We start from the raw sequence: 24,405 nt of genomic DNA, 5'->3' as shown, positions 1-24,405 counted from the left end.
CCGCGCACGTCTGTGCACCGGCGTATACGGCCTGCCGCTTCCCGCGTACGGTCCCACCCCCGATGCGCGTACGCGTGATGTTGGCCGGATTCCCCCGCCGCCCCGGCCCGAGGGACCACCGGGCCCGGGGGTGGTCCCCCGCCGCCCGAACCCAAGGAACCACCCCGAGCCCGAGGGACCACCCCGGGCTCCGAGGAGGCGCCCCGGGCTCCGAGGGGCTCAGCCCTCGACCGGCTCCAGGAACCCCTGCTCGACCAGGAGGCGGATCTGCGCCGGAGTGCGCTCCCGCAGCAACGCCGGGTCCTCGCCCACCAGTTGGGCGATCGCGTCGATGATCCGGCCCGCGCTCAGCGTCCCGTCGCACACGCCCGCGAAGCCGGCGCCCACCGTGTCCACCTGCGTCGCCCGCCGCATCCCGCGGTGCTGGCGCAGCACCACATGCTCCGGGTCCTCGGCGCCGGGCAGCCCGACCTGCTCCTGCACGACGGCGTCGGCGAGCTTGAAGTGCCCGGCGAGCAGCGCCGCGTCGTCGTGGCTCCGCAGGTAGTCCTGGCGCTCGAAGAACCCGCGCACCACCTCGCCGAGCGGCTGCTCCACGGGGTGCGGCCACTCCTCGACGGTCACGGACGGCTCGGCCGCGCCGGTCCTGCGCAGCGTGATCCACCCGAAGCCGACGGCCCGCGTGCCGCTCGCCTCGAACTCGTCCAGCCAGGCGTCGTAGCGGGCCGCGTACTCGGCGGGGTCCGTGCGGTGGTCGCCCGCGTCCCGCAGCCACAGCTCCGCGTACTGCGTGATGTCCTGCACCTCGCGCTGCACGATCCACGCGTCACAGCCGCGCGGCACCCAGGACCGCACCCGGTCCTGCCACTCCTCCCCTTCCACGTGCTGCCAGTTGGCGAGGAACTGCGCGTACCCCCCGTCGTTCAACCGCTCCCCCGCTCCCTGAACGAGCGAGCGGCACAGATCGTCCCCGCTCATCCCGCCGTCGCGGTACGTGAGCCGCGCCCCCGGAGAGATCACGAAGGGCGGATTGGAGACGATCACGTCGTACGTCTCCGTGGCCACCGGCGCGAACAGCGAGCCCTCCCGGAGGTCGGCCTCGGGCGCACCCGACAGCGCGAGGGTGAGCCGGGTCATGTGCAGGGCACGGGGGTTGAGGTCGGTCGCGGTCACCCGGGTCGCGTGCTGGGCGGCGTGCAGGGCCTGGATCCCGGAACCGGTACCGAGGTCGAGCGCGCTCGCGACGGGCGTGCGCACGGTGATCCCGGCGAGCGTCGTGGACGCCCCACCGACTCCGAGCACGACTCCTTCGTCCCGGCTCCCGATCCCCCCGGCGCCGCCGACGGCACACCCCAGGTCGGAGACGACGAACCAGTCCTCCCCATCGGGCCCGCCGTACGGCCGCACATCCACGCCGGCCCGTACGCCGTCACCGTCGCCGTCCTCGGCGAGCCACCCGCTCTCCAGGCACGCGTCCACCGGCAGAACGCCCTCCACGCGCGCGCGTGGAACGGCCTGCTGCAACAAGAAGAGCCGGACGACCGCCTCAAGGGCCCCGTCCCCCCGAGTCGCCCGCAAGGCAGGCACGGTCTCGCTCCGCGCGAGCGCGGCATAGGCGGGCGCACCGAGCAGTTCGAGCAGACCGTCGGCGGTGAAGTCGACGGCGAGAAGCGCTTCGCGCAGCTGGGCGGCTGCGTCGGGGCTGTCGGACGAGGGAAGAGAGGAGGGGCTGCTGTTACTCACGTCGCCCATTGTGACGCGCAGCTGCCCCTGCTGCGGGCAATCGTGCCGCAGGGCGGCACGGGTGGGCGCAGCACCCCGTCGCCGGTCAACCCCCCGACACAACGCCGCCCCCGTCGCCGGGAAGGGAACACCGACGACAGGGGCGACGAAGCAAGAAGGGAGCCCAACTCCCCGTAAGGGAGCGCCCTAGCTCTTGGCCGAAGGCGTGGCCGAAGCGCTCTTGCAGCTCTCCTGCTTGCCCATCGCCTTCCCCACGTCCCCGTCCTGCAACTTGTCCAGCGCCTCGTTCCCGCTCTTGCTCAGCTTGTCCAGCTCGCCCGCGACCCCCTTGAGGCCGTCGGCGAACGCGGCCTGGTCCTTGGTGTCCAGGCCGTCGACCTTCTTCTTCAAGTCCCCGTACGACTTGGAGATGTCGTTGAGCTCCTTGACCGCGTCGTCCATCTTCTTCTGGCCGCCGTCGACCGGCGGAGCACCCGCGTTCTTCACGGAGGTGCCCATCGCCTTGTAGGCGTCGGACATGTCCTGGAACGCCTTGGAGTCGGTCTTCTGGACGTCGGCCGGCGCGCTGTTGTCCGAGGTCTCCTTCTGGATCGCGGCGTTGGCGTCCGCGATCTTCTTCGACTGCGGCTGCACCTGGTCGCAGACCTTCTTGGCCCAGTCGTCGAGCTTCTTGTTGCCGTCGTCACTGCTGCATCCCGACAACGCCAGTACCAGTACCGCACCGCCGGACAGTGCGGCCGCGAGCTTCTTGTTCACCGGATTGGTCCCTTCCATGGCCTCTCGGCCCCGGAACTTACACGCCAACTGGGCGACCTTTGCACGACAGGGGTCCGGTACAACCGCTATTGCAGCCATTTGCACCAAGGGGCGGCGGGGCGTGCGAGGCGAGAGAAGGCTCACGGGAGGGAAACGCACGCGGGCGGACGGCGCCTCAAAAAGCGCCGCCCGCCCGCGTGTTGGGCCGTACCCGGGTCTTGCCCCGGGTCTTATACGGACCCGCTCACGACACCACCGCTGGATCGGCTGACGACTTGTTGGCGACCCGGTCGGAGTCACCTTCGTCACCCACGGCGATCCCGCGCCGCTTGGACACGTACACCGCGCCGATGATGACCGCGATGGAGAGCACCGCGATCAGCACCCGCATCCCGACGCTCGCGTTGTCCCCGTAGCTGAACTTGATGACCGCGGGCGCGATGAGCAGCGCCACCAGGTTCATCACCTTCAGCAGGGGGTTGATGGCCGGGCCCGCGGTGTCCTTGAACGGGTCACCCACGGTGTCGCCGATGACGGTCGCGGCGTGGGCCTCGGAGCCCTTGCCGCCGTGGTGACCGTCCTCGACGAGCTTCTTCGCGTTGTCCCACGCGCCACCGGAGTTGGCGAGGAAGACCGCCATCAGCGTGCCCGTGCCGATGGCGCCCGCGAGGAACGAGCCGAGCGCGCCGACGCCGAGCGAGAAGCCGACCGCGATCGGCGTGAGCACGGCGAGCAGGCCGGGGGTGGCCAGTTCGCGCAGCGCGTCCTTGGTGCAGATGTCGACGACGCGCCCGTACTCGGGCTCCTCGCTGTAGTCCATGATCCCGGGGTGCTCGCGGAACTGCCGCCGCACCTCGTAGACCACCGCTCCGGCGGACCTGGACACGGCGTTGATCGCGAGCCCCGAGAAGAGGAACACGACCGCGGCGCCGAGGATCAGGCCGACCAGGTTGTTGGGCTGCGAGATGTCCATGACGAGGTTCATGGGCGCCCCGTCGCCGAGCTTCTCGCCCACGTCCTTGGCGGCGGTGGCGATGGCGTCCCGGTACGAGCCGAAGAGCGCCGACGCGGCGAGCACGGCCGTCGCGATGGCGATGCCCTTGGTGATCGCCTTCGTCGTGTTGCCGACGGCGTCCAGGTCGGTGAGGACCTGCGCGCCCGCGCCCTCGACGTCGCCGGACATCTCGGCGATGCCCTGCGCGTTGTCGGAGACCGGCCCGAAGGTGTCCATGGCGACGATGACGCCGACCGTGGTGAGCAGGCCGGTACCGGCGAGCGCCACCGCGAACAGCGCGAGCATGATCGACGTACCGCCGAGCAGGAACGCCCCGTACACACCGAGCCCGATCAACAGGGCGGTGTAGACGGCCGATTCGAGCCCGATGGAGATGCCCGCGAGCACAACCGTGGCGGGACCGGTCAGCGAGGTCTTGCCGATGTCCTGGACGGGACGCCGGTTGGTCTCGGTGAAGTACCCGGTGAGCTGCTGGATCAGCGCGGCCATCACGATGCCGATGGCGACGGCGACGACCGCGAGGATCCGCGGGTCCCCGTCCTTGGCCTTGATCGCCGCGTCCGTGACGCCGTCCAAGTCGGCGTACGTGGACGGGAGATAGACGAAGACGGCCGCGGCCACCAGCACGAGCGAGATCACCGCGGAGATGAAGAAGCCACGGTTGATGGCGCTCATGCCGGAGCGGTCGGCCCTGCGCGGGGCCACCGCGAAGATGCCGATCATCGCTGTGACGACACCGATCGCGGGCACGATCAGCGGGAACGCGAGCCCGGAGTCACCGAACGCCGCCTTCCCGAGGATCAGGGCGGCGACCAGGGTCACCGCGTACGACTCGAAGAGGTCAGCGGCCATACCGGCGCAGTCGCCGACGTTGTCGCCCACGTTGTCGGCGATGGTCGCGGCATTGCGCGGATCGTCCTCCGGAATGCCCTGCTCGACCTTGCCGACCAGGTCGGCGCCGACGTCGGCGGCCTTGGTGAAGATGCCGCCGCCGACACGCATGAACATCGCGATCAGCGCGGCCCCGAGGCCGAAGCCCTCGAGCACCTTCGGCGCATCGGCCGCGTAGACGAGCACCACACAGGAGGCGCCCAGAAGACCGAGCCCCACCGTGAACATGCCGACGACGCCGCCCGTGCGGAAAGCGATCTTCATGGCTTTGTGCGAGACGGCGGTGAGATCCTTTTCGGGCTCACCTTCCGCAGGGGTCGCTTCCCTGGCGGCCGCCGCCACACGGACATTGCTGCGCACGGCGAGCCACATGCCGATATAGCCGGTGGTCGCCGAGAACGCCGCACCGATCAAGAAGAAGATCGACCGTCCGGCGCGCTGATTCCAGTCGTCCGCGGGTAGCAGCATGAGCAGGAAGAACACCACGACGGCGAATACGCCGAGGGTGCGCAACTGCCGCCCCAGATAGGCTTTTGCGCCTTCCTGGACCGCCGCTGCGATCTTCTTCATGCTGTCGGTGCCCTCGCCGGCCGCGAGCACCTGGCGTACGAGCACCCAGGCGACGGCGAGCGCCGCCACCGCGACGGCCGCGATGACCATCACGATGAGGCGGTTGTCGTCGGTCAGTACTGCGGCTGCGAAGGTTGAGGGGTGGTCAAACTGTTGAGGGGTAGAAAGCCCCGCCATTCGTCCTCCTTGACGCTTGGGCTGAGCTCAAGATGTGGACGGATTGTAGGGAGCGGAACCTGATCAAAACAGTGCGCCACAAACGGAATTGGCGCGAGCTTGCTACTCAGCAAATGATCGACGCCACCGACTACCCCCCGAAAGCGGTAATGCCCCAAAAGCGTTGACGAAAGATCAACGATCTAGGTCGATGCGCCGGGCAAAGTCCAAAAGCAATTTCCGAACCCCGGCCACCAGCAGGAATACCCTGCTCATCGACACGATGCGCGTCCGCTCCGCACGGCACAACGATCAAGCAGGCTTACGGAGTTGGGGCCTCGTCGCGGTCCACCGGACCGTCGCACGGCCGCCCCCGGCCCGCGGGAGACACCCTCTCCACCGGGCGAGAACAGGTCAGTCACAGTCCGGCATCGGCCCACCCGGGACCGGGGACTTCGGGACGCTCAGGGCACGGAAGGTGCTGCGGACGCCCGACGCACGGAAGACGCCGCCGGATACTCAGCGCACGGAGGGTGCTGCGAGACGCTCAGCGCACGGAAGACGCTGCCGGACGCTCAGCGCACGGAAGGCGCTGCCGGACGCTCAGGGCAGCAGCGTCGCCGGAGTCGTCGGCCAGCTCATCCGGATCAGGCCGCCGCTCTCGCCCGCGGTGACCTCCACGTCGTCCACGAGTCCGCTGATGACGGCGAGGCCCATCTCGTCCTCGCCCTCGCTCTCGGCGGCGTCCGGTTCGTCGGCGCCGTCGGCCCTGGCCCCCGGCACCCGCTCGCCGGCCGTGGCACGGGGAGCCTCGTCGCCCACCTCGATGGAGAACTGCTTCTCGTCCTCGATCAGTGCGACGCGCACCGGAGCGGAGATCCCGCTGCTCTGGTGCAGTCCGACGGCGCGGGTGCAGGCTTCGCCCACCGCGAGCCGGACCTCGTCGAGGACCGCCTCGTCCACTCCGGCCCTGCGCGCGACCGCGGCCGCCACCAGGCGGGCGGTCCGGACGTGCTCGGGCAGCGCGCTGAAGCGGAGTTCAACGGTGGCCATGCATCCCCCTCGGACTTACGCGCGTGCTGTCAGGGGGCCGGGCCAGCGGCCCGGTCCCCTGCTGCTGTGCCGCCCCGGGCCGAGGCCCGGGGCATCCCACTCGGTCGGCCTCAGTCAGTGGCCGCGACCGCTTCCTCGACCGAGGTGTGAATGGGGAACACCTTGGTCAGGCCAGTGATACGGAAGATCTTGAGAATGCGCTCCTGGTTGCAGACCAGGCGCAGCGAGCCCTCGTGGGCACGCACCCGCTTCAGTCCACCGACCAGCACGCCGAGCCCGGTCGAGTCCAGGAAGTCCACGCCTTCCATGTCGACGACCAGGTGGAAACTGCCGTCGTTCACCAACTCGACCAACTGCTCGCGCAACTTGGGCGCGGTATATACATCGATTTCGCCACCGACCTCGACGACCGTACGATCGCCGACGGTACGGGTCGACAGGGACAGGTCCACGGATCCTCCAGCACCTTGCTATCGAGCGGTCGTCCCTCGGGACACCTCGGCCCACGCCCCCGGGACGGATCGCCAGCCGCGATGGCATTCAATCACTTACCGGCAGGCGAGCACGACGCCTTGGGACCATTGTCCATCCCGCCAGTGACACACTCGGGGTCGATGGCCAACTTTTCCCCTACCGGCGGACCCTCGGCGGACACCCCGGCACGCCCCTCTCCGAGGACCGTCCTCGACCGGCTGACCTCGGGGCCGAGCCGTGCTGCGCGCGTCACTCATACGGAGCACTTGCCCCCACGGGCGGCCCGGTATGCCGTCTGGCCCGACCGCATCCGTGCCGAGGTCATCGCCGCCGTGCAGTCGGCCGGAATCGAGCACCCCTGGGCCCATCAGGCCCGCGCCGCCGAGCACGCCCTGGACGGGGAGTCGGTCGTCGTCGCCACCGGCACCGCGTCCGGCAAGTCCCTGGCCTATCTCACCCCGGTGCTCTCCGCCCTCCTCGACGGCTCCGAGGCCCCCAACGGCAGGGGCGCCACCGCCCTGTACCTGGCCCCGACCAAGGCCCTCGCAGCCGATCAGCGCCGCGCGGTCCGCGAGCTCGCGAACCCCCTCGGCAACGCGATCCGCCCCGCGGTGTACGACGGCGACACCCCCGTCGAGGAGCGCGAGTGGGTCCGGCAGTACGCCAACTACGTCCTGACCAACCCCGACATGCTGCACCGCGGGATACTCCCGTCCCATCCGCGCTGGTCCTCCTTCCTGCGCGCCCTGCGCTACGTCGTCATCGACGAGTGCCACACCTACCGCGGCGTCTTCGGCTCACACGTCGCCCAGGTGCTGCGGCGCCTCCGCCGCCTGTGTGCCCGCTACGGCTCCGAGCCCGTCTTCCTCCTCGCCTCCGCCACCGCCGCCGAACCGGCCGTGGCCGCCCGCCGCCTCACCGGCCTGACCGTCCACGAGGTCGCCGACGACGCCTCGCCCCGCGGCGACCTGGTCTTCGCCCTCTGGGAGCCCCCGCTCACCGAGCTCCACGGCGAGAAGGGCGCCCCCGTCCGCCGTACCGCCACCGCCGAGACCGCCGACCTCCTCACCGACCTGACCGTGCAGGGCGTCCGCTCCGTCGCCTTCGTACGGTCCCGCAGGGGCGCCGAGCTGATCTCCGTGATCGCCCAGGAGCGGCTCGCCGAGGTCGACCGCTCCCTGGCCCGCCGCGTCGCCGCCTACCGGGGCGGCTACCTTCCCGAGGAGCGCCGGGCTCTCGAGCGGGCCCTGCACTCCGGCGAGCTCCTCGGACTCGCGGCCACCACCGCCCTCGAACTCGGCGTCGACGTCTCGGGGTTGGACGCCGTCGTCATCGCGGGCTACCCCGGCACCCGGGCCTCCCTCTGGCAGCAGGCGGGCCGCGCGGGCCGCTCCGGGCAGGGTGCCCTCGCGGTCCTCGTCGCCCGCGACGACCCGCTGGACACGTATCTCGTCCACCACCCCGAGGCCCTGTTCCAGCAGCCCGTGGAGTCGACGGTCCTCGACCCGGACAACCCGTACGTCCTCGCGCCCCACCTCTGCGCGGCCGCAGCGGAACTCCCCCTCACCGAAGCCGACTTCGGCCCGGAGCTCTTCGGCCCGGCCGGGGCGGAGCTGCTGCCCCAGCTGGAGGCCGCCAAGCTGCTGCGCCGCCGCACCAAGGCGTGGCACTGGACCCGCCGGGAGCGCGCCGCCGACCTCACCGACATCCGCGGCGAGGGCGGCAAGCCCGTCCAGATCGTCGAGGAGGGCACGGGGCGCCTCCTCGGCACCGTGGACGCCTCCGCCGCGCACACCACCGTCCACGAGGGCGCGGTCCACCTGCACCAGGGCCGCACGTATCTCGTCCGCCACCTGGACCTGGAGGACTCGGTGGCCCTCGTCGAGGAGGCCGCCCCGCCCTACTCCACGACGGCCCGCGACACCACCGCCATCTCCGTCCTGGAGACCGACGTCGAAGTCCCCTGGGGTGCGGGGCGGTTGTGCTACGGCTCCGTCGAGGTCACCAATCAGGTCGTCTCCTTTCTGCGGCGCAGGCTCATCACGGGCGAGGTGCTCGGCGAGACCAAGCTGGACCTGCCGCCCCGCACCCTGCGCACCCGCGCGGTGTGGTGGACGGTCACCGAGGACCAGCTGGACGCCGCCCGTGTGAACCCGGAGATCCTCGGCGGCGCCCTGCACGCCGCCGAGCACGCCTCGATCGGCATGCTGCCGCTCTTCGCCACCTGTGACCGCTGGGACATCGGCGGCGTCTCGGTGCCCCTGCACCCGGACACCCTGCTGCCGACCGTCTTCGTGTACGACGGGCATCCCGGCGGGGCGGGCTTCGCCGAGCGCGCCTTCCACACGGCGCGGGAATGGCTGACGGCCACCCGCCACGCCATCGCCTCCTGCGAGTGCGACGCGGGCTGCCCCTCCTGCATCCAGTCCCCCAAGTGCGGCAACGGCAACGACCCACTGCACAAGCGCGGCGCGGTCCGCCTCCTCTCGGTCCTGCTCAGAGACGCCCCGGACGTCGACCCGGACCCGGACTCGGACTCGGACTCCGCCCCGGACCTGGACCCCGGCCCGGACTCGGACCCGGACTTGGACTCGGACTTGGACTCGGGCTCCGCCCCGGATCTGGAACCCGCCCCGGACTCGGACCTGAACCCCGCCCCGGACTCAGATCCCGACCCGGGCCCGACCCCCGGCCAGCCCACCGACCCGGCACCCGCCACCCCGGGCCCTTGAGAGCCCCAACTGGCCCTCCCGCCTAGCCGGTTCAGCCACGCCCGGCCCTGCCCAGCCCTGCCCACCTCGGCCCCCTCACCAGCCCCGCAGGCTCCGCAGACCCCACGCCCCTGGCCTACCTCCTCTCTGGCTCCATCTGCCCCATCTGCCCTACCCGCCCCACCTGCCCCACCGGCCCCGCAGGCCCGGCCCGCGCCCTGACCCGCGCCACGAACGGCCCGAACTCCGCTGCGGCCTCCACATCCGAGACCTCTCCCACAACCGCGCACCGCACCACACGCGTCCCCTGCGCCGCAGCCACCTGTCTCGCCCGCGCACAGGCCCCCGCCCGCCCCTCCATCCAGTGATCCGCTGCCGCGAGCGCGGCCAGGTCCGCCGCGCCACCCGCCCGGTGCCGGGCCACCACGACCTGCCCCAGCGCAAGCCCGGCGCCGCACACCACGCACAGCGCGGCCATCACCACGACGACCCACACAGTCGCCGCTCCTCGGTCCCCCCTCCCCCTCACGGGCCCACCCCCACCGTCTCCTCCGCCAACGCCACCGCCTCGGACCTGAGCCGCAGCCCGAGCCCCAACGCCCTGGGCCCCGGGGCGTCGGCGATGACCTCGACGCGCACCAGATCGCCGGTTCTCCGCACCGACACCCGGGCACCGCCCGGAGCCGCCTGCCGGGCAGCCGCGACAGCCACCCCCTCCGGGTCCTGCCGGGCCACCGAGCGGGCCCCCGCCCTGGCCGCGTCCACGCACTGGATCTGCGCGGCCGCGGCCAACAACGCCCAGACCAGGGCCATCGCGAACAGCACCAGCGTGGGCAGCACCACGGCCGCCTCAGCCGTCACGAACCCACCGTCACCATCCCCGTCCCGCCCCGCACCAGCACCGAACTCAGGACCGGCCCCAGAACTGAGCCGAGAGCCGGCCTCAGAACTGAACATCGAGCGCCTTCTCCACCACCGCCTGCAGCGCCGCCCGGACCTGCCCACTCGTCACCACCTTGTAGAGCAGCCCGGCGAACCCCACCGCGGCGATCAACCCCATCGCGTACTCCGAGGTCACCATCCCCGCCTCTCGGCCCCGCGCACGGACCATCCGGCACCACACCGCTCGCACCCACCTGTTTGCCCGCATCCCAATCCCCCAGATTCCCGCAAATTTCTGCAGATTCCGGCCGAGTTGTCTCAGCCACCCGTCATGCCACCCAGCACTCCGCCGGCCAACCCGATCACCACCGGCAACACCCCGACCGCGATGAACGCGGGCAGGAAACACAGCCCCACAGGAGCCGTCATCAGCACCGCCGCCCGGCGCGCACCGGCCGTCGCCGCCCGCCCCCGCTCGGACCGGCAGTCCGCGGCGAGCCGCGCCACCGGCCCCGCCGCGGGCGCCCCCGAGTCACCCGCCCGCTCCAGGTGGCGGGCGAGCGGACCGGCGCCCGGTATTGCGCCCAACCACCGCCACGCCTCGGTCGGTTCACCCCCGAGCCGCACCTCCGCCGCACCCCGGGCGAGCCGGTCTCCCACCGGGCCCTCCAGCGACTCCCCCACGGCCTGCGCCGCCACGACCGGCCCCGCCCCCGCCGCCACACACGCGGCCAACAGGTCGGCCGCCAGGGGAAGTTGCCGCCCGGCCTCAGCGACGTCGAACCCGTCCTCCGGATCCGGGCCCCGACCGCGCCGCAGCCACCACACCCCGACTCCCGCGACCACCCCCACAAGCACCCCGGCACCACCGCCGACCAGCACGTACCCAGCGCACCCCACCCCGGCCGCAACGACCGGACCCCGCGCCCCGGCCGACCGAACAAGCCGCCCCAGCACCAGACTCGGCCCCGACCCCGACCACGACCACCATCGCCGCACCGGGGACCTCGCGAGCCCGAGCACCACCGCACCCCGCCGCCGCAGCACCCGCTCGCGCCGCGCGGCCGTCACCGTCAGGACCAGCCACAGCGCGGCCGTCACACCCCACACGACCACCCCCACCCTGTGGACAACGCTCATCGCTCCTCCGCTCCCCGCATGATCCGCAACGCCCACCACACACCGACCCCCTCAAGTGCCGCACCCACGGCCAGACAGCCGAGCCCCGCGCCCGTGTGCAGCAGCACCCGCAAGGGATCCGCGCCCAGGGCCGTGCCCATCAAGAGGCCCATCACGGGCAGCCCCGCGAGCAGCACCGCCGTCGAGCGAGCACCCGCCAACTGGGCCCGGAGATCGGACCGTTGATCGCGCTCGGTCCGCAGCACCTCCTCCAGCCGCTCGAGGCCCGCCGCGAGTCCGGCACCCCGGTCCACTGCGACCCGCCAGCACGCCGCGAGCCCCAACAGCCCCTCCGCACCCGGCTCCCGCCCCGCCGCACGCAGCGCCCCCGGCACATCCCCGCCGAACCGCACCGCCGCCAGGACCGCACCCCGCGCCGCCCCGAACGCGTCCCCCGCGACGTCACACAGCGCCTCCCCCGGCTGTCTCCCGGCGCGCACCTCGCCCGCGAGCGCCCCGCACACCGCGATCACCTGCTCGGCCCGCCGCTCCCGCTCCCGGCGCGCCCACCCGGCCTTCCGCGCCCGCCCGGCAACCGGTATCCCCAGCGCCCCCACGGCCAGCGGCACCAAGGACTCCCCCAGGAACGCGATCACCAACCCGCCGACCAGGCACCACAGTTCGGGCCGCAACCGATCCCGCACGACCGCGAGCCCCCGACGCCACCGCACCCCGACCGCCGCCGGACCGGGCTCCGCGGTCCCGGCCAACCCCCGAGCCCGCCGCAACACCCCATCCCGCCCACCCACCGTCAGCCAAGCCGCGCTCCCCGCACACAGCACCGCCGCACCGACCACCGCGCTCACAACCCCTCCCCCGGCTCCTCGAACTCCCCGGACTCCCCGGACTCCCCGAGCAAGGAGCTCAGTTGCTCCCAGCCCCGCTCACGGACGAACGCCTCCGCTCCCCACCGCAGCGCCGGAACCGTCACCACAAGCCCGGAGCCCTCCCGCTCCAGCACGTGCACCTCGGCGATGCGGCGCCGCCCGGCCCGGTCCCGTACGAGATGGAGCACCACCGACAGGGCGGCCGCCACCTGGCTGTGCAGGGCCGCCCGGTCGAGCCCGGCCGCCATGCCGAGGGCCTCGAGACGGGCCGGGACGTCCGACGCCGCGTTCGCGTGCAGCGTGCCGCAGCCGCCCTCATGGCCCGTGTTCAGAGCGGCCAACAGATGGACGACCTCCGTGCCCCGCACCTCGCCGACGACCAGGCGGTCAGGGCGCATCCGCAGCGCCTGCCGCACGAGGTCGTCCAGGCCGACCAGACCGGCGCCTTCCTGATTCGCCGGCCGGCCCTCCAGCCGTACGACATGGGGGTGATCGGGCCTCAACTCGGCTGAGTCCTCGGCGAGTACGATCCGCTCCCCGCGTCCGACGAGACCGAGGAGGGCGCTCAGGAGCGTCGTCTTGCCCGAGCCCGTCCCTCCGCTGATCAGGAAGGACAGCCTGGCGTCGAGGAGCGCCCGCAGCATCCGGTCGCCGCCAGGGGGCGCCGTCCCCGCCTCGACCAGCTCCGCGAGGGTGAAGGCCCGCGGCCGGACCACCCGCAGGGAGAGGCACGTCGAGCCGACGGCCACCGGGGGCAGCACCGCGTGCAGCCGCGTCCCGTCAGGGAGCCGGGCGTCCACCCAGGGGCGCGCGTCGTCCAGGCGCCGCCCCGCCACGGCGGCGAGGCGCTGGGCGAGCCTGCGCACCGCTGTCACGTCCGGGAAGGACACCTGGGTCAGCTCCAGACCACCGCCGCGGTCCACCCACACCCGGTCCGGCGCGGAGACCAGCACATCGGTCACGGACGGATCCGCGAGGAGCGGCTCCAGCGGGCCCGCGCCCACCAGCTCCGAGCGCAACTGGGCTGCCACACCGAGGACTTCGGCGTCCCCGAGGACACCGCCCTGGGCCCGGAGCGCCTCCGCCACACGCGCGGGGGTCGGCTCGATGCCCTTCTCCGCGAGCCACTGCCGCACGCCGTCCAGCAGGCGCGCCCCGACGACCGCGCTCATACGCCCCCTCCGGCGCTCTCCGCGACGACCGCCCGCTCCCAGAAGGCGGCGCCGAACCGGGCCAGCGGCCCACGCGCGTCGCCCCCGGGCGGCACCCCTGCGGCCTGCGCCTCCAACAGCCCCGACTCCATGGGCACTTCACCCACCAGGGGCAGGCCGAGCAGCCGCGCCACCTCCTCCGCGTCAAGCCCGCCGAGTCCCGTGCCGCCCGCGGTCACGACGCGCAGGTCCCGCAGCACCATCCCGACGGACTCCGCCACCCGGCGCGCCCCCGCCACCGCACGCAGCTCCGACGGCACCACGAGCAACCCCAGGTCCAGCTGCGCCAGCGCCTCGGCCACGCCCTCGTCGACCCGCCGCGGCAGGTCCACGACGACCACGCCACCGCGCCGCCGGGCCGCCGCGAGGACCGCTCGCATCGCCTCCGGGGGAATGGCGACCGCGTCCCCGCGGTCCCAGCTCAGCACCCGCAGCGCGTGCAGCTCGGGCAGCGACTCCTCCAGGGCGCCGCCGCCGACCCGACCCCGCGACTGCGCGAACGCGGGCCAGCGCAGCCCGTCCGCCGTCTCGCCGCCGAGGAGGACGTCGAGGCCGCCGCCCAGCGGGTCGCCGTCCACGAGCATCGTGCGCCGCCCCGCCCGCGCCGCCGTGACGGCAAGGGCGCACGCCAGCGTGGAGGTCCCGGCCCCGCCGCAGCCGCCGATCACCCCCACCGTGAGCGCGGGACGGCCCGCGCCCTCGGCGACGTCGGCGATGCGGTCCACCAGCCACCGCTCGCCGTCGGGCAGGAGCAGCACGTCGTCGGCGCCGATCTCCACCGCACGCCGCCACACCCCCGGATCGTCCTGGTCGCGCCCCACGAGCACGACCCCGCGCCGCCGCGGAGCCGACCGCACCCGGGCGGCCGCGTCGTCCCCGACCAGCACGAGCGGTGCCGTCTCCCAGCCGCCTCTGCGCTCGGGCGGGCCGTGGTGCACCTCCGGCCGCGCCCCCGCCGCGGCGCACAGCCGCAGCAGATCGTCGAGGAGATCCATGTCCTCCGTGACGATCAGCGGCCCGCCCTGCTGCTCCTGCCCCAACGGCGGCCCGTCCTCCGTGATGACCCCAGCCACGATCCCCAGCCCCCTTCTCGCCGCGAGCCCCTGCGGCTCCTCGGCGAATGCCGCTTGCCCCACGCCTCATCGCACGTCACGAAGAACCGGCCAATGCAAACCGGCCATGAACTTCGCGGACTGGAATCAGCGTGCAGCGATCCCGGATTACGTGTGGATCTTGGTCAATAACTGTGGACATCGCAGTGGCTGTGAATATCCCCTTCACCCATACCAGTGACATCAAGGCGACTTCCGCAGAGCAGCCCTACGACTACACACAGTGACGGATCTTGATGCGCCTTACCCGAGGCCGAAGCGGGCGGCCGAGCCGCCAAGAGGTCGGGAAGAACCGGAGAAAACCCATCCGGACATGCGACGACCCCCGCCGGGGGGGAGAGCGGGGGTCGTCCCCACGGTCCGACTCGGGGGGGGAGGAGCCAGACCGGGTTAGCACGGTCGCGAACGATCCGTGACTTCCATGGTGTACCCGAGAGCCTTCTCAGGCAAACCCACGCGCCCCAGCTTACGCCGAATGGTGGGCCCCTATGCTCGAGCTCGTGGAAAACCACTCGTTGCCCCGCACAGCGGCCTTCTTTGACCTGGACAAGACGGTCATTGCGAAGTCGAGCACGCTCACCTTCAGCAAGTCGTTCTACCAAGGTGGCCTGATCAACCGCCGGGCCGTACTGCGGACCGCGTACGCGCAGTTCGTCTTCCTCGCGGGCGGAGCCGACCACGACCAGATCGAGCGGATGCGCGAGTACCTCTCGGCGCTCTGCCGCGGCTGGAACGTCCAGCAGGTCAGAGAGATCGTCGCCGAGACGCTGCATGACATCATCGATCCCATCATCTACGACGAGGCCGCGTCCCTCATCGAGGAGCACCACACCGCGGGCCGCGACGTCGTCATCGTCTCCACCTCGGGCGCCGAGGTGGTCGAGCCGATCGGTGAACTCCTGGGCGCGGACCGGGTGGTGGCGACCCGCATGGTCGTCGGCGACGACGGCTGCTTCACGGGTGAGGTGGAGTACTACGCCTATGGGCCCACCAAGGCGGAGGCCATCAGGGAGCTCGCGGAGTCCGAGGGATACGACCTCGAGCGCTGCTACGCCTACAGCGACTCGGCGACCGACGTACCGATGCTGGAGACCGTCGGGCACCCCTACGCCGTCAACCCCGACCGCGCGCTGCGCCGTGAGGCCCTGGCCCGGGAGTGGCCGATTCTCGACTTCCACCGCCCGGTCCGGCTGAAGCAGCGGCTGCCCGCGCTCTCCGTCCCGCCCCGCCCCGCGCTCGTCGCGGTGGCCGCCGTCGGGGCCGCCGCGGCCACCGCCGGGCTCGTCTGGTTCGCAAGCCGGCGCCGGGCGGCGGCCGGCTGAATCACCGCGCGGGGCAGGTGAATCGCGTACGTACGGCCGCGGGACACGGGCGTTCGGCGGGCGACCGAAACCGATGTCCGATTCACCCTTGTTTGAACCTAAAAGTAAAGAAGTACAGCCAGGACTTCCGCTTACTCCAGGACAGGAGTACAAAGGAGTCAACGGCCCGCGAGACCAAGGACATCCGAGAGGATCACCTTTAAACGCAAACAAGGCCCCACGGACCGAAGCATGAACATCGAGCACCCACGCGACGTCGACCCGTCGATTACGGGCCAGCCGCACCAGGTGACGGGCGAAGTACCCGACCTGATGGGCAACTTTTCGAGGACGCTTGGTAACCCGGTGAACATGCCAGCGGCGGTACGGAACTCCGTACCGCCGCAACCCTTTTCAGGGACTTTTCAGGCCGCGCCGCGCTGCAGCGCCTCGCAGACCGCCGTCGACTCCCGCACCCCCAGCTCGACCGCCCGGCCGCAGTGGGCGATCCAGGCGGCCATGCCCTCCGGGGTGCCGGACGCGTAGCCGTCGAGCGCGGCCACATAGGCCGCCCGGCCGAGCTCCGCGTGGCCCGCCTCCGCCGGGCAGACGGACTTCGGGTCGAGGCCGCTGCCCACCAGGACGATGCGCTCGGCGGCGCGCGCCACGAGGCCGTTGTGCGAACCGAAGGGGCGCAGGCTGAGCAGCTCGCCGTGGACCACGGCGGCCGTGACCAGGGCGGGCGCCTCGCTGCCCGCGATGATCAGCTCCGAGAGGCCCTCGAGGCGGCCCGCCACCTCGTCGGCGTCCGGCACCGGCAGCTCCACCAGCGGCTCGTCGACCGGCTCGTCGACCGGCTCGTCGGCCAGGCGCGGACGGCCCGCGGAGGCATCGGCCTCGGCCGCGGCGACCAGGTGCAGACGGGCCAGGACGCGCAGCGGCGACTGCCGCCAGATGGACAGGAGTTGCCCCGCCTCGGCGGTCAGGCGCAGGGCGGCGCCGAGCGTGCGCGCCTCGCCGTCGCCGCTGAAGTCGCTACGCCTGCGCACCTCTTCGAGGGCCCAGTCGGCCCCCGAGAGCGCGGCGGAACCACGGGCCCCGCGCAGCGCGGCCTCGGAGGTGATCTCGTTGCTGCGACGGCGCATGATCCGGTGCCCGTAGACCCGGTCCACGGCCTTGCGCACGGAGTCCACGGAGTCGGCCGCGCCGGGCAGGGCCCCCAGGGCGGCGAGGGGATCGGTCGTACTCATGAGTACGACCCTACGCACCCAAGTCCGCCGCCCCACTAAGGAGTGGTCTTCTTCACGAGACCCGGACACCCAAGGTGACGCAGCCGCTACCCTAAGTGGCTATGAAAATCGCTTTCGTAGGGAAGGGCGGCAGCGGCAAGACCACGCTGTCCTCGCTCTTCATCCGCCACCTCGCCGCCACCGGAGCCCCGGTCATCGCGGTGGACGCCGACATCAACCAGCACCTGGGCGCCGCGCTCGGGCTCGACGAGGCGGAGGCCGTCGAGCTGCCCGCCATGGGGGCGCGGCTGCCCCTGATCAAGGACTACTTGCGGGGCTCCAACCCGCGGATCACCTCCGCCGACACGATGATCAAGACGACGCCGCCCGGCGAGGGCTCCCGACTGCTGCGGGTGCGCGAGGACAACCCGGTGTACGACGCGTGCGCCCGGCCCGTCGAACTCGACGGCGGCGCCGTGCGGTTGATGGTCACCGGACCCTTCACCGAGGCCGACCTCGGGGTGGCCTGCTACCACTCGAAGACGGGTGCGGTGGAGCTGTGCCTGAACCACCTGGTCGACGGGCGGGACGAGTACGCCGTGGTCGACATGACCGCAGGCTCGGACTCCTTCGCCTCCGGGATGTTCACCCGCTTCGACATGACCTTCCTGGTGGCCGAGCCGACCCGCAAGGGCGTCTCCGTCTACCGCCAGTACAAGGAGTACGCACGGGACTTCGGCGTCTCCTTGAAGGTCGTCGGCAACAAGGTGCAGGGCCAGGACGACGTGGACTTCCTGCGCGAGGAGGCCGGCGACGACCTCCTGGTGACGGTCGGGCACTCGGACTGGGTGCGCGCCATGGAGAAGGGCCGTCCGCCCGCCTTCGAGCTCCTGGAGGACGCCAACCGCCGCTCCCTGCAGGCCCTTCAGGACGCCGCGGACGCCTCGTACGAGCATCGGGACTGGGAGCGCTACACGCGCCAGATGGTCCACTTCCACCTGAAGAACGCGCAGAGCTGGGGCAACGAACGCACCGGGGCCGACCTGACGGCTCAGGTCGACCCCGACTTCGTGCTGCGCGAGCGCGTCGGCGCTACGGCTTGACCGCCGGGGCTCCCGGCACGCCCTTGGGAGCCGGGGCGGCCTTGCCCGAGAGGTAGGCCGCCCAGCCCTCCTTGGGAGCCTTGCCGACCCCGAGCCCGGCCAGCTTGTCCAGGGCCTTGGGGTCCTGGGCGTCCAGCCAGTCGGAGAGCTGGCGGAACGAGACGCAGCGGACCTCCGGCTTGTTGCAGACGTTCTGGATGGTCTCCTCGACGGCACGCATGTACGTGCCGCCGTTCCACGACTCGAAGTGGTTGCCGATGATCAGCGGGGCGCGGTTGCCCTTGTAGGCGCGGTTGAAGCCCTGGATGAGGCTGTCGCGCATCTGGTCACCCCAGAACTCCTGCTTGTCCGGGTCGCCCTGGGTGGCCGAACCCGACTGGTTCACCATGTAGTTGTAGTCCATGGTGAGTTGCTCATAGGAGTGGCCGGGGAACGGAACCAGCTGCATGGAGAGGTCCCACAGGCCCTCCTTCTTCTTGGGCCACAGCTGGTTGTTGACGCCGCTGGTGTCGTAGCGGAAGCCCATGTCGCGGGCCGCGCGCATGAAGTTCTTCTGCCCCTCCAGGCAAGGGGTGCGGGCGCCGACCAGCTCCTTGTCGTAGTCGAAGGGCAGCGGGCTCGCCTTCTTCATGCCCGTGTTGGACTTCCACGCCTTCACAAAGGACTTGGCCTGGTTGATCTCGCTCTTCCAGTCGTCGACGGACCACTCGCCGACGCCGCCGCCCTTGCCGCAGAAGTGGCCGTTGAAGTGGGTGCCGATCTCATTGCCCTCGAGCCAGGCGCCGCGGAGCTGGTCCACGGTGTCCTTGATGCCCTTGCGGTCATTGAAGCCGATGTCCGAGCGGCCCGCCGAGTGCTGGGGCGGGCGGTACTGGTTCTTCTTCGCCTCGGGGAGCATGTACACGCCGCTGAGGAAGTACGTCATGGTGGCGTTGTTGGCCTTGGCCACCTTGCGGAAGTGGGAGAACAGCTTCTGGCTGTCCTCGCCCGCGCCGTCCCAGGAGAACACCACGAACTGAGGCGGCTTCTGCCCCGGTCTCATCCGCTCGGGTCTGGGCAGGTGCGGCTGGGTTCCGGTGAACGCGGTGGAGCCGTCGCCGATCAGGCGGACCGCGCTCTTGGGGGCCGGGGCACCGGCCGCCTTCTTCGCGCCAGGGGCGCCTTCCTTGGTGCCGTGCTGACCACTCTCGCCGCTCGCGCAGCCGGCCAGTGCCATGACGCAGGCCACGAGGGCGGCGAGGCTCGCGGCGGTCCTCCGGGTGGCGGCCATCTTCCGCCCACCTCTCTCCGTGCAAATAGGGACAGATAGGCACAAAAACTCGCACGGAGGCATGGGCGGACAGGTACGACAAGCCGACGACCCTTCTTGTTCACTCATCAGGGTGAGGGATTGCCCCATTTGCCCCGATAATCCTTCCTAGCTCTTTACTCTGCATTACGGTTCATTTACCGAGAGTTGAGATATCCCGCCGCTGCACGCCGTGACCCACGGCCGCGACCCGCCCTCCGGCAGCCCCGGAGGACCCCTTGTTCCGCGACCGCGCTGCCCCGGAGGAGACGGGAAACATGTCTGCCTGCGTCCCCACTCGCACCACCGACTCGGCTCACGCTCCACGCGCCCCGAGGCCCCACACCCCGCCCCCGCACCGCAGATTCCGCATCGCGGGCGCGGATGTGTCCGCCTCGATCGCCGTCTTCCTGATCGCCCTGCCGCTCTCCCTGGGCATCGCCCTGGCCACCGGCGCCCCGCTCCAGGCGGGCCTGGTCGCCGCCGCCGTGGGCGGTCTGGTCGCCGGGCGGTTCGGGGGCTCCGCGCTCCAGGTGAGCGGGCCCGCCGCCGGGCTCACCGTCGTCACGGCCGACCTCATCCAGAAGTACGGCTGGCGCGCGACGTGCGGCATCACCGTGCTCGCCGGGGTCGCCCAACTCGGCCTCGGCTGCCTGCGGGTGGCCCGCACCGCGCTCGCCGTCAGCCCCGCCGTGGTGCACGGCATGCTGGCCGGGATCGGCGTGACCATCGCCGTGGCGCAGCTGCACATCGTGCTCGGCGGGACGCCGCACAGCTCGGTGATCGGCAACGTCCGTGAGCTGCCCGACCAGTTGGCGCACCTGCATCCGGCCGCGCTGTCGATGAGCGTGCTCACGCTGGTGGTGCTGTTGCTGTGGCCGCGGATTCCGGGGCGGGCCGGGCGGATGGCGAAGGTTGTGCCCGCGGCGCTGGTGGCCGTGGCCGCGGCGACGGCCTGCGCCTCGCTCTCCGGGATCGGCCTGGACAAGGTGCACCTGCCGTCGTGGCGGAGTCACGCACTGGCGGGGCTGCCCGAGGGGCCCGTGCTCGGGATCGTCGCGGCGGTGCTCACGATCATGCTGGTGTGCAGCGTGCAGTCGCTGCTCGGCGCCGTCGCCGTGGACAAGCTGGTCGCCCAGGATCCCGCGCTGCACGCGCGCGTGGGGCGCTCCGACCTCGACCGGGAGCTGCTCGGGCAAGGGGCGGCCAATGTGGTGTCGGGGGCGCTCGGCGGGCTGCCCGTCGCGGGGGTGGCGGTGCGGAGTGTGACCAATGTGCGCGCCGGTGCCGTGAGCAGGAACTCCTCGATGCTGCACGGCGTTTGGGTTCTTGTGGCCGCCCTGCTCCTGGTGCCCGTCCTGGAGCTGATCCCGCTCGCCTCGCTCGCCGCCCTGGTGATGGCCGTCGGCATCCAGATGGTGAGCCTCAACCACATCCGTACGGTCACGCGCCACCGCGAGATCCTCGTCTACGCGGTCACCACGCTCGGCGTCGTCCTCGTCGGCGTCCTCGAAGGGGTCGCCCTCGGCGTCGCCGTGGCCGTCGCCGTCGCCCTGCACCGCCTCGCCCGCACCCGCATCACGCACACGGAGGACGAGGACGGGGTCCACCACGTGCGCGTGCGCGGCCAGTTGACCTTCCTCGCGGTTCCCCGGCTGAGCCGCACCCTGCACCTCGTACCCCAAGGAGCTGATGCTGTCGTGGAGTTGGACGGGTCCTTCATGGACCACGCCGCGTTCGAGTCGCTGCAGTGCTGGCAGGACGGGCACACCGGGCAGGGCGGGACCGTGGAGATGACCGGGCGGGCCGGGACGCGGATCGCCGAGCCCGCGAGCTCCGCGCACTCCTGCTGCCGCCCCTGGACCCCGTGGCGCAACCACCACTGCGACCGCCCCCAGGAGGCCGAGCAGGGCGCGCACGACACCGCCGGGCCCAGGCCCAGTGGGCACCAACTGGCCAGCGGCATCAGCGCGTTCCAGCGGAACACCGCGCCGCATGTGCGGGGCGAGCTGGCGCGGCTCGCGCGCGAGGGGCAGCGGCCCGCGCAGCTCTTCCTGACCTGTGCGGACTCCCGGGTGGTCACGTCGATGATCACGTCGAGCGGTCCGGGCGACCTCTTCGTCGTACGGAACGTGGGCAATCTCGTGCCGCTGCCGGGCGCCGAGAGCGGGGACGATTCGGTGGCGGCCGCGATCGAGTACGCGGTGGACGTGCTGCAGGTCAAGTCCATCACCGTGTGCGGGCACTCCGGGTGCGGGGCGATGCAGGCGCTGCTGGGCACGCCGCCCGGGGGCGCCCAGACGCCGCTGAAGCGGTGGCTGCGGCACGGTCTGCCGAGCCTGGAGCGGATGGGACGGGACGACCGGGACGACGGGCTGTGGCCGCGGCTCGCGGGGCGGGCCCCGGCCGACGCCGTCGAGCAGCTCTGTCTCACCAATGTGGTGCAGCAGTTGGAGCACCTGAGGGCGCACGAGTCGGTGGCGCGCCGACTTGCCGAGGGCAGTCTCGAACTGCACGGTATGTACTTCCACGTGGGAGAGGCCCAGGCGTATCTGCTCACGGGCGCCACCAGTGATGACGCGGTGTTGGACGAGGTCTTCGATCAGGTCGCCCCGGCGGGCCGAGTAAAGGTCTAAACCAATTTCCCGCCAGCCCTTGTCACCAGGGCTGTCCGTCTGATGAGCTGTGGCTTGGGACACAACGGTCGCCCCGGCAAAGCACCGTAAGGGAGATGTCGTGAGCAACGAAAGCCTGGCCAACCTGCTCAAGGAAGAGCGCAGGTTCGCGCCGCCGGCGGAGCTGGCGGCCGACGCCAACGTCACCGCGGAGGCGTATGAACAGGCCAAGGCTGACAGGCTCGGCTTCTGGGCCGAGCAGGCCCGTCGGCTGACCTGGGCCACCGAACCGACCGAGACCCTCGACTGGTCGAACCCGCCCTTCGCGAAGTGGTTCGCCGACGGGAAGCTCAACGTCGCGTACAACTGCGTCGACCGGCATGTGGAGGCGGGGAACGGCGACCGGGTCGCGATCCACTTCGAGGGCGAGCCCGGCGACAGCCGGGCCATCACCTACGCCGAGCTCAAGGACGAGGTCAGCAGGGCCGCGAACGCCCTGACGGAGCTGGGAGTTCAGGCGGGCGACCGGGTCGCGGTCTATCTGCCGATGATCCCGGAGGCCGTCGTCGCGATGCTGGCGTGCGCGCGCATCGGCGCCGCCCACTCCGTCGTCTTCGGCGGCTTCTCCGCCGACGCCATCGCCGCCCGCATCCAGGACGCGGACGCGAAGCTCGTCATCACGGCGGACGGCGGCTACCGCAGGGGCAAGCCGTCCGCGCTCAAGCCCGCCGTGGACGAGGCCGTGAGCCGGGTCGACGGCGTCTCCAAGGTGCTCGTCGTGCGCCGCACCGAGCAGGACGTGGCGTGGACCGAGGGCCGCGACGTGTGGTGGCACGACGTCGTCGCGCGGCAGTCGGCCGAGCACACCCCGGAGGCGTTCGACGCCGAGCACCCGCTCTTCATCCTCTACACGTCCGGTACGACGGGTAAGCCGAAGGGCATCCTGCACACCTCGGGCGGCTACCTCACGCAGGCGTCGTACACGCACCACGCGGTCTTCGACCTCAAGCCGGAGACCGATGTCTACTGGTGCACGGCCGACATCGGCTGGGTCACCGGCCACTCCTACATCACCTACGGCCCGCTCTCGAACGGCGCGACGCAGGTCATGTACGAGGGCACGCCCGACACCCCGCACCAGGGCCGCTTCTGGGAGATCGTGCAGAAGTACGGGGTCACGATCCTGTACACGGCGCCCACCGCCATCCGTACGTTCATGAAGTGGGGCGACGACATCCCCGCCAAGTTCGACCTGAGCAGCCTGCGGGTCCTCGGGTCGGTCGGTGAGCCGATCAACCCCGAGGCGTGGATCTGGTACCGGAAGAACATCGGCGGCGACACCTGCCCGATCGTGGACACCTGGTGGCAGACCGAGACCGGGGCGATGATGATCTCCCCGCTGCCCGGCGTGACGGAGACGAAGCCGGGTTCGGCGCAGCGTGCGCTGCCCGGCATCTCGGCGACCGTCGTCGACGACGAGGCGAACGAGGTCCCGAACGGCGGGGGCGGCTACCTCGTCCTGACCGAGCCGTGGCCCTCCATGCTGCGCACCATCTGGGGCGACGACCAGCGGTTCATCGACACCTACTGGTCGCGCTTCGAGGGCAAGTACTTCGCCGGTGACGGGGCGAAGAAGGACGAGGACGGGGACATCTGGCTCCTCGGCCGGGTCGATGACGTCATGCTCGTCTCCGGGCACAACATCTCCACCACCGAGGTCGAGTCGGCGCTCGTCTCGCACCCGGCCGTCGCCGAGGCCGCCGTGGTCGGCGCCGCCGACGAGACCACCGGGCAGGCCATCGTCGCCTTCGTGATCCTGCGGGGCACCGCGAACGCCGAGGACGAGGGGCTCGTCGCCGAGCTGCGCAACCACGTGGGCGCGACGCTCGGGCCGATCGCCAAACCGAAGCGGGTGCTTCCGGTGGCGGAGCTGCCCAAGACCCGGTCCGGCAAGATCATGCGGCGTCTGCTGCGGGACGTCGCGGAGAACCGCGCGCTCGGGGACGTCACGACGCTCACCGACTCCTCCGTGATGGACCTGATCCAGTCGAAGCTGCCGGCGGCGCCGAGCGAGGACTGATCCCCGTACGGCATCCCCGTACGACTTCCCCGTACAACTGCGAAAAGGGCATCCGGCGAGCGCGCCGGGTGCCCCTTTCGCGCTTAAGGTGAAGATCGCCGGATAGGTCCGCGCGCACGTTAGGTACCCTAAGGATCGCGTCAACAACGCGACAAGAAACATCTAGGTGCGCCGGGAAGTCTGGTCGGCATGTGCTCTGTCCTGCCTAC

At 71.5% G+C, this 24,405-nt stretch carries 19 protein-coding genes; 5 read left to right on the top strand and 14 right to left on the bottom strand.

From position 1 onward, the window contains the following. Positions 1 to 219: 219 nt before the first annotated feature. The 5 genes from ACFWYM_RS13825 to bldG all read right to left on the bottom strand — a co-directional run bounded on the left by ACFWYM_RS13825 (position 220) and on the right by bldG (position 6,636). The gene (locus ACFWYM_RS13825) at positions 220 to 1,752 is read right to left on the bottom strand and encodes a methyltransferase (RefSeq protein WP_384834966.1); all 1,533 of its coding nucleotides are present in this window, start codon (positions 1,750 to 1,752) and stop codon (positions 220 to 222) included. Between the two features lie 177 nt (positions 1,753 to 1,929). After that, complete coding sequence (locus tag ACFWYM_RS13820) at positions 1,930 to 2,517, bottom strand: small secreted protein (protein ID WP_384834963.1); 588 nt, start codon at positions 2,515 to 2,517, stop codon at positions 1,930 to 1,932. A 226-nt stretch (positions 2,518 to 2,743) separates the two neighbouring features. Then, positions 2,744 to 5,152: a sodium-translocating pyrophosphatase gene (locus ACFWYM_RS13815; RefSeq protein ID WP_384834959.1), complete on the bottom strand. Its 2,409-nt coding sequence runs from the start codon at positions 5,150 to 5,152 to the stop codon at positions 2,744 to 2,746. A 582-nt stretch (positions 5,153 to 5,734) separates the two neighbouring features. Further along, on the bottom strand, positions 5,735 to 6,184 hold the full coding sequence (locus tag ACFWYM_RS13810) for an ATP-binding protein (protein WP_384834956.1): 450 nt from the start codon (positions 6,182 to 6,184) through the stop codon (positions 5,735 to 5,737). A gap of 110 nt (positions 6,185 to 6,294) precedes the next feature. Beyond that, entirely contained in the window at positions 6,295 to 6,636 is a 342-nt protein-coding gene (bldG, locus tag ACFWYM_RS13805; protein ID WP_003975386.1) for an anti-sigma factor antagonist BldG, read from the bottom strand. A gap of 81 nt (positions 6,637 to 6,717) precedes the next feature. On the opposite strand from bldG, the gene ACFWYM_RS13800 reads away from it, so the two are divergent. Then, entirely contained in the window at positions 6,718 to 9,390 is a 2,673-nt protein-coding gene (locus ACFWYM_RS13800; RefSeq protein ID WP_384834952.1) for a DEAD/DEAH box helicase, read from the top strand. A 115-nt stretch (positions 9,391 to 9,505) separates the two neighbouring features. Here the strand turns inward: ACFWYM_RS13800 and ACFWYM_RS13795 are convergent, their stop codons facing one another. From ACFWYM_RS13795 to ssd, 7 genes are all read right to left on the bottom strand, one after another. Then, entirely contained in the window at positions 9,506 to 9,898 is a 393-nt protein-coding gene (locus tag ACFWYM_RS13795) for an Rv3654c family TadE-like protein (RefSeq protein ID WP_384834949.1), read from the bottom strand. Next, positions 9,895 to 10,326 (bottom strand): TadE family type IV pilus minor pilin, encoded by a 432-nt coding sequence (locus tag ACFWYM_RS13790; RefSeq protein ID WP_384834946.1) that lies wholly within the window; start codon positions 10,324 to 10,326, stop codon positions 9,895 to 9,897. Before ACFWYM_RS13790 ends, ACFWYM_RS13795 begins: the two co-directional genes overlap by 4 nt. Beyond that, positions 10,313 to 10,450 carry a DUF4244 domain-containing protein gene (locus ACFWYM_RS13785; protein ID WP_234362807.1) on the bottom strand — a complete coding sequence of 46 codons (138 nt, stop codon included), beginning with the start codon at positions 10,448 to 10,450 and terminating at the stop codon, positions 10,313 to 10,315. The genes ACFWYM_RS13790 and ACFWYM_RS13785 overlap by 14 nt, the downstream gene beginning before the upstream one ends. A 119-nt stretch (positions 10,451 to 10,569) precedes the next feature. Continuing rightward, entirely contained in the window at positions 10,570 to 11,391 is an 822-nt protein-coding gene (locus tag ACFWYM_RS13780) for a type II secretion system F family protein (protein WP_384834941.1), read from the bottom strand. Continuing rightward, entirely contained in the window at positions 11,388 to 12,236 is an 849-nt protein-coding gene (locus ACFWYM_RS13775) for a type II secretion system F family protein (protein WP_384834939.1), read from the bottom strand. The genes ACFWYM_RS13780 and ACFWYM_RS13775 overlap by 4 nt, the downstream gene beginning before the upstream one ends. After that, positions 12,233 to 13,429 (bottom strand): TadA family conjugal transfer-associated ATPase, encoded by a 1,197-nt coding sequence (locus ACFWYM_RS13770; RefSeq protein ID WP_384834936.1) that lies wholly within the window; start codon positions 13,427 to 13,429, stop codon positions 12,233 to 12,235. The genes ACFWYM_RS13775 and ACFWYM_RS13770 overlap by 4 nt, the downstream gene beginning before the upstream one ends. Beyond that, on the bottom strand, positions 13,426 to 14,541 hold the full coding sequence (gene ssd, locus ACFWYM_RS13765) for a septum site-determining protein Ssd (protein ID WP_384834933.1): 1,116 nt from the start codon (positions 14,539 to 14,541) through the stop codon (positions 13,426 to 13,428). The genes ACFWYM_RS13770 and ssd overlap by 4 nt, the downstream gene beginning before the upstream one ends. 527 nt (positions 14,542 to 15,068) lie before the next feature. On the opposite strand from ssd, the gene ACFWYM_RS13760 reads away from it, so the two are divergent. Continuing rightward, complete coding sequence (locus ACFWYM_RS13760) at positions 15,069 to 15,902, top strand: HAD family hydrolase (protein WP_384834930.1); 834 nt, start codon at positions 15,069 to 15,071, stop codon at positions 15,900 to 15,902. A gap of 404 nt (positions 15,903 to 16,306) precedes the next feature. Here ACFWYM_RS13760 and ACFWYM_RS13755 read toward each other — a convergent pair whose 3' ends face one another. Then, the gene (locus ACFWYM_RS13755; RefSeq protein ID WP_384834927.1) at positions 16,307 to 17,131 is read right to left on the bottom strand and encodes an oxidoreductase; all 825 of its coding nucleotides are present in this window, start codon (positions 17,129 to 17,131) and stop codon (positions 16,307 to 16,309) included. 101 nt (positions 17,132 to 17,232) lie between these two features. On the opposite strand from ACFWYM_RS13755, the gene ACFWYM_RS13750 reads away from it, so the two are divergent. Then, on the top strand, positions 17,233 to 18,213 hold the full coding sequence (locus ACFWYM_RS13750) for an ATP-binding protein (RefSeq protein ID WP_384834924.1): 981 nt from the start codon (positions 17,233 to 17,235) through the stop codon (positions 18,211 to 18,213). Here ACFWYM_RS13750 and ACFWYM_RS13745 read toward each other — a convergent pair. Then, positions 18,203 to 19,483, bottom strand: a complete 1,281-nt coding sequence (locus ACFWYM_RS13745; protein ID WP_384834921.1) for a hypothetical protein — start codon at positions 19,481 to 19,483, stop codon at positions 18,203 to 18,205. The two genes, ACFWYM_RS13750 and ACFWYM_RS13745, sit on opposite strands and share 11 nt — an antisense overlap. Positions 19,484 to 19,779: 296 nt before the next feature. On the opposite strand from ACFWYM_RS13745, the gene ACFWYM_RS13740 reads away from it, so the two are divergent. Both ACFWYM_RS13740 and acs read left to right on the top strand, forming a co-directional pair. Further along, positions 19,780 to 22,137, top strand: a complete 2,358-nt coding sequence (locus tag ACFWYM_RS13740) for a bifunctional SulP family inorganic anion transporter/carbonic anhydrase (protein WP_384834918.1) — start codon at positions 19,780 to 19,782, stop codon at positions 22,135 to 22,137. 100 nt (positions 22,138 to 22,237) lie between these two features. Continuing rightward, positions 22,238 to 24,196: an acetate--CoA ligase gene (acs, locus tag ACFWYM_RS13735; protein WP_384834915.1), complete on the top strand. Its 1,959-nt coding sequence runs from the start codon at positions 22,238 to 22,240 to the stop codon at positions 24,194 to 24,196. Positions 24,197 to 24,405: the final 209 nt, after the last annotated feature.

It is taken from the genome of Streptomyces sp. NPDC059009 (assembly GCF_042740175.1).
Lineage (GTDB): Bacteria > Actinomycetota > Actinomycetes > Streptomycetales > Streptomycetaceae > Streptomyces.
This window is presented reverse-complemented; position numbering and strand designations above follow the sequence as displayed.

Bases quoted from the DNA above. Each gene is read 5' to 3' on its own strand.
- ACFWYM_RS13740 (WP_384834918.1), top strand. From the start codon at position 19,780: ATGTCTGCCTGCGTCCCCACTCGCACCACCGACTCGGCTCACGCTCCA.
- ACFWYM_RS13750 (WP_384834924.1), top strand. From the start codon at position 17,233: ATGAAAATCGCTTTCGTAGGGAAGGGCGGCAGCGGCAAGACCACGCTG.
- ACFWYM_RS13800 (WP_384834952.1), top strand. From the start codon at position 6,718: ATGGCATTCAATCACTTACCGGCAGGCGAGCACGACGCCTTGGGACCA.
- ACFWYM_RS13755 (WP_384834927.1), bottom strand. From the start codon at position 17,131: ATGAGTACGACCGATCCCCTCGCCGCCCTGGGGGCCCTGCCCGGCGCG.
- ACFWYM_RS13745 (WP_384834921.1), bottom strand. From the start codon at position 19,483: ATGGCCGCCACCCGGAGGACCGCCGCGAGCCTCGCCGCCCTCGTGGCC.
- ACFWYM_RS13815 (WP_384834959.1), bottom strand. From the start codon at position 5,152: ATGGCGGGGCTTTCTACCCCTCAACAGTTTGACCACCCCTCAACCTTC.
- ACFWYM_RS13825 (WP_384834966.1), bottom strand. From the start codon at position 1,752: ATGGGCGACGTGAGTAACAGCAGCCCCTCCTCTCTTCCCTCGTCCGAC.
- ACFWYM_RS13790 (WP_384834946.1), bottom strand. From the start codon at position 10,326: ATGTTCAGTTCTGAGGCCGGCTCTCGGCTCAGTTCTGGGGCCGGTCCT.
- ACFWYM_RS13820 (WP_384834963.1), bottom strand. From the start codon at position 2,517: ATGGAAGGGACCAATCCGGTGAACAAGAAGCTCGCGGCCGCACTGTCC.
- ACFWYM_RS13780 (WP_384834941.1), bottom strand. From the start codon at position 11,391: ATGAGCGTTGTCCACAGGGTGGGGGTGGTCGTGTGGGGTGTGACGGCC.
- ACFWYM_RS13810 (WP_384834956.1), bottom strand. From the start codon at position 6,184: ATGGCCACCGTTGAACTCCGCTTCAGCGCGCTGCCCGAGCACGTCCGG.
- ACFWYM_RS13760 (WP_384834930.1), top strand. From the start codon at position 15,069: ATGCTCGAGCTCGTGGAAAACCACTCGTTGCCCCGCACAGCGGCCTTC.
- ACFWYM_RS13785 (WP_234362807.1), bottom strand. From the start codon at position 10,450: ATGGTGACCTCGGAGTACGCGATGGGGTTGATCGCCGCGGTGGGGTTC.
- ACFWYM_RS13770 (WP_384834936.1), bottom strand. From the start codon at position 13,429: ATGAGCGCGGTCGTCGGGGCGCGCCTGCTGGACGGCGTGCGGCAGTGG.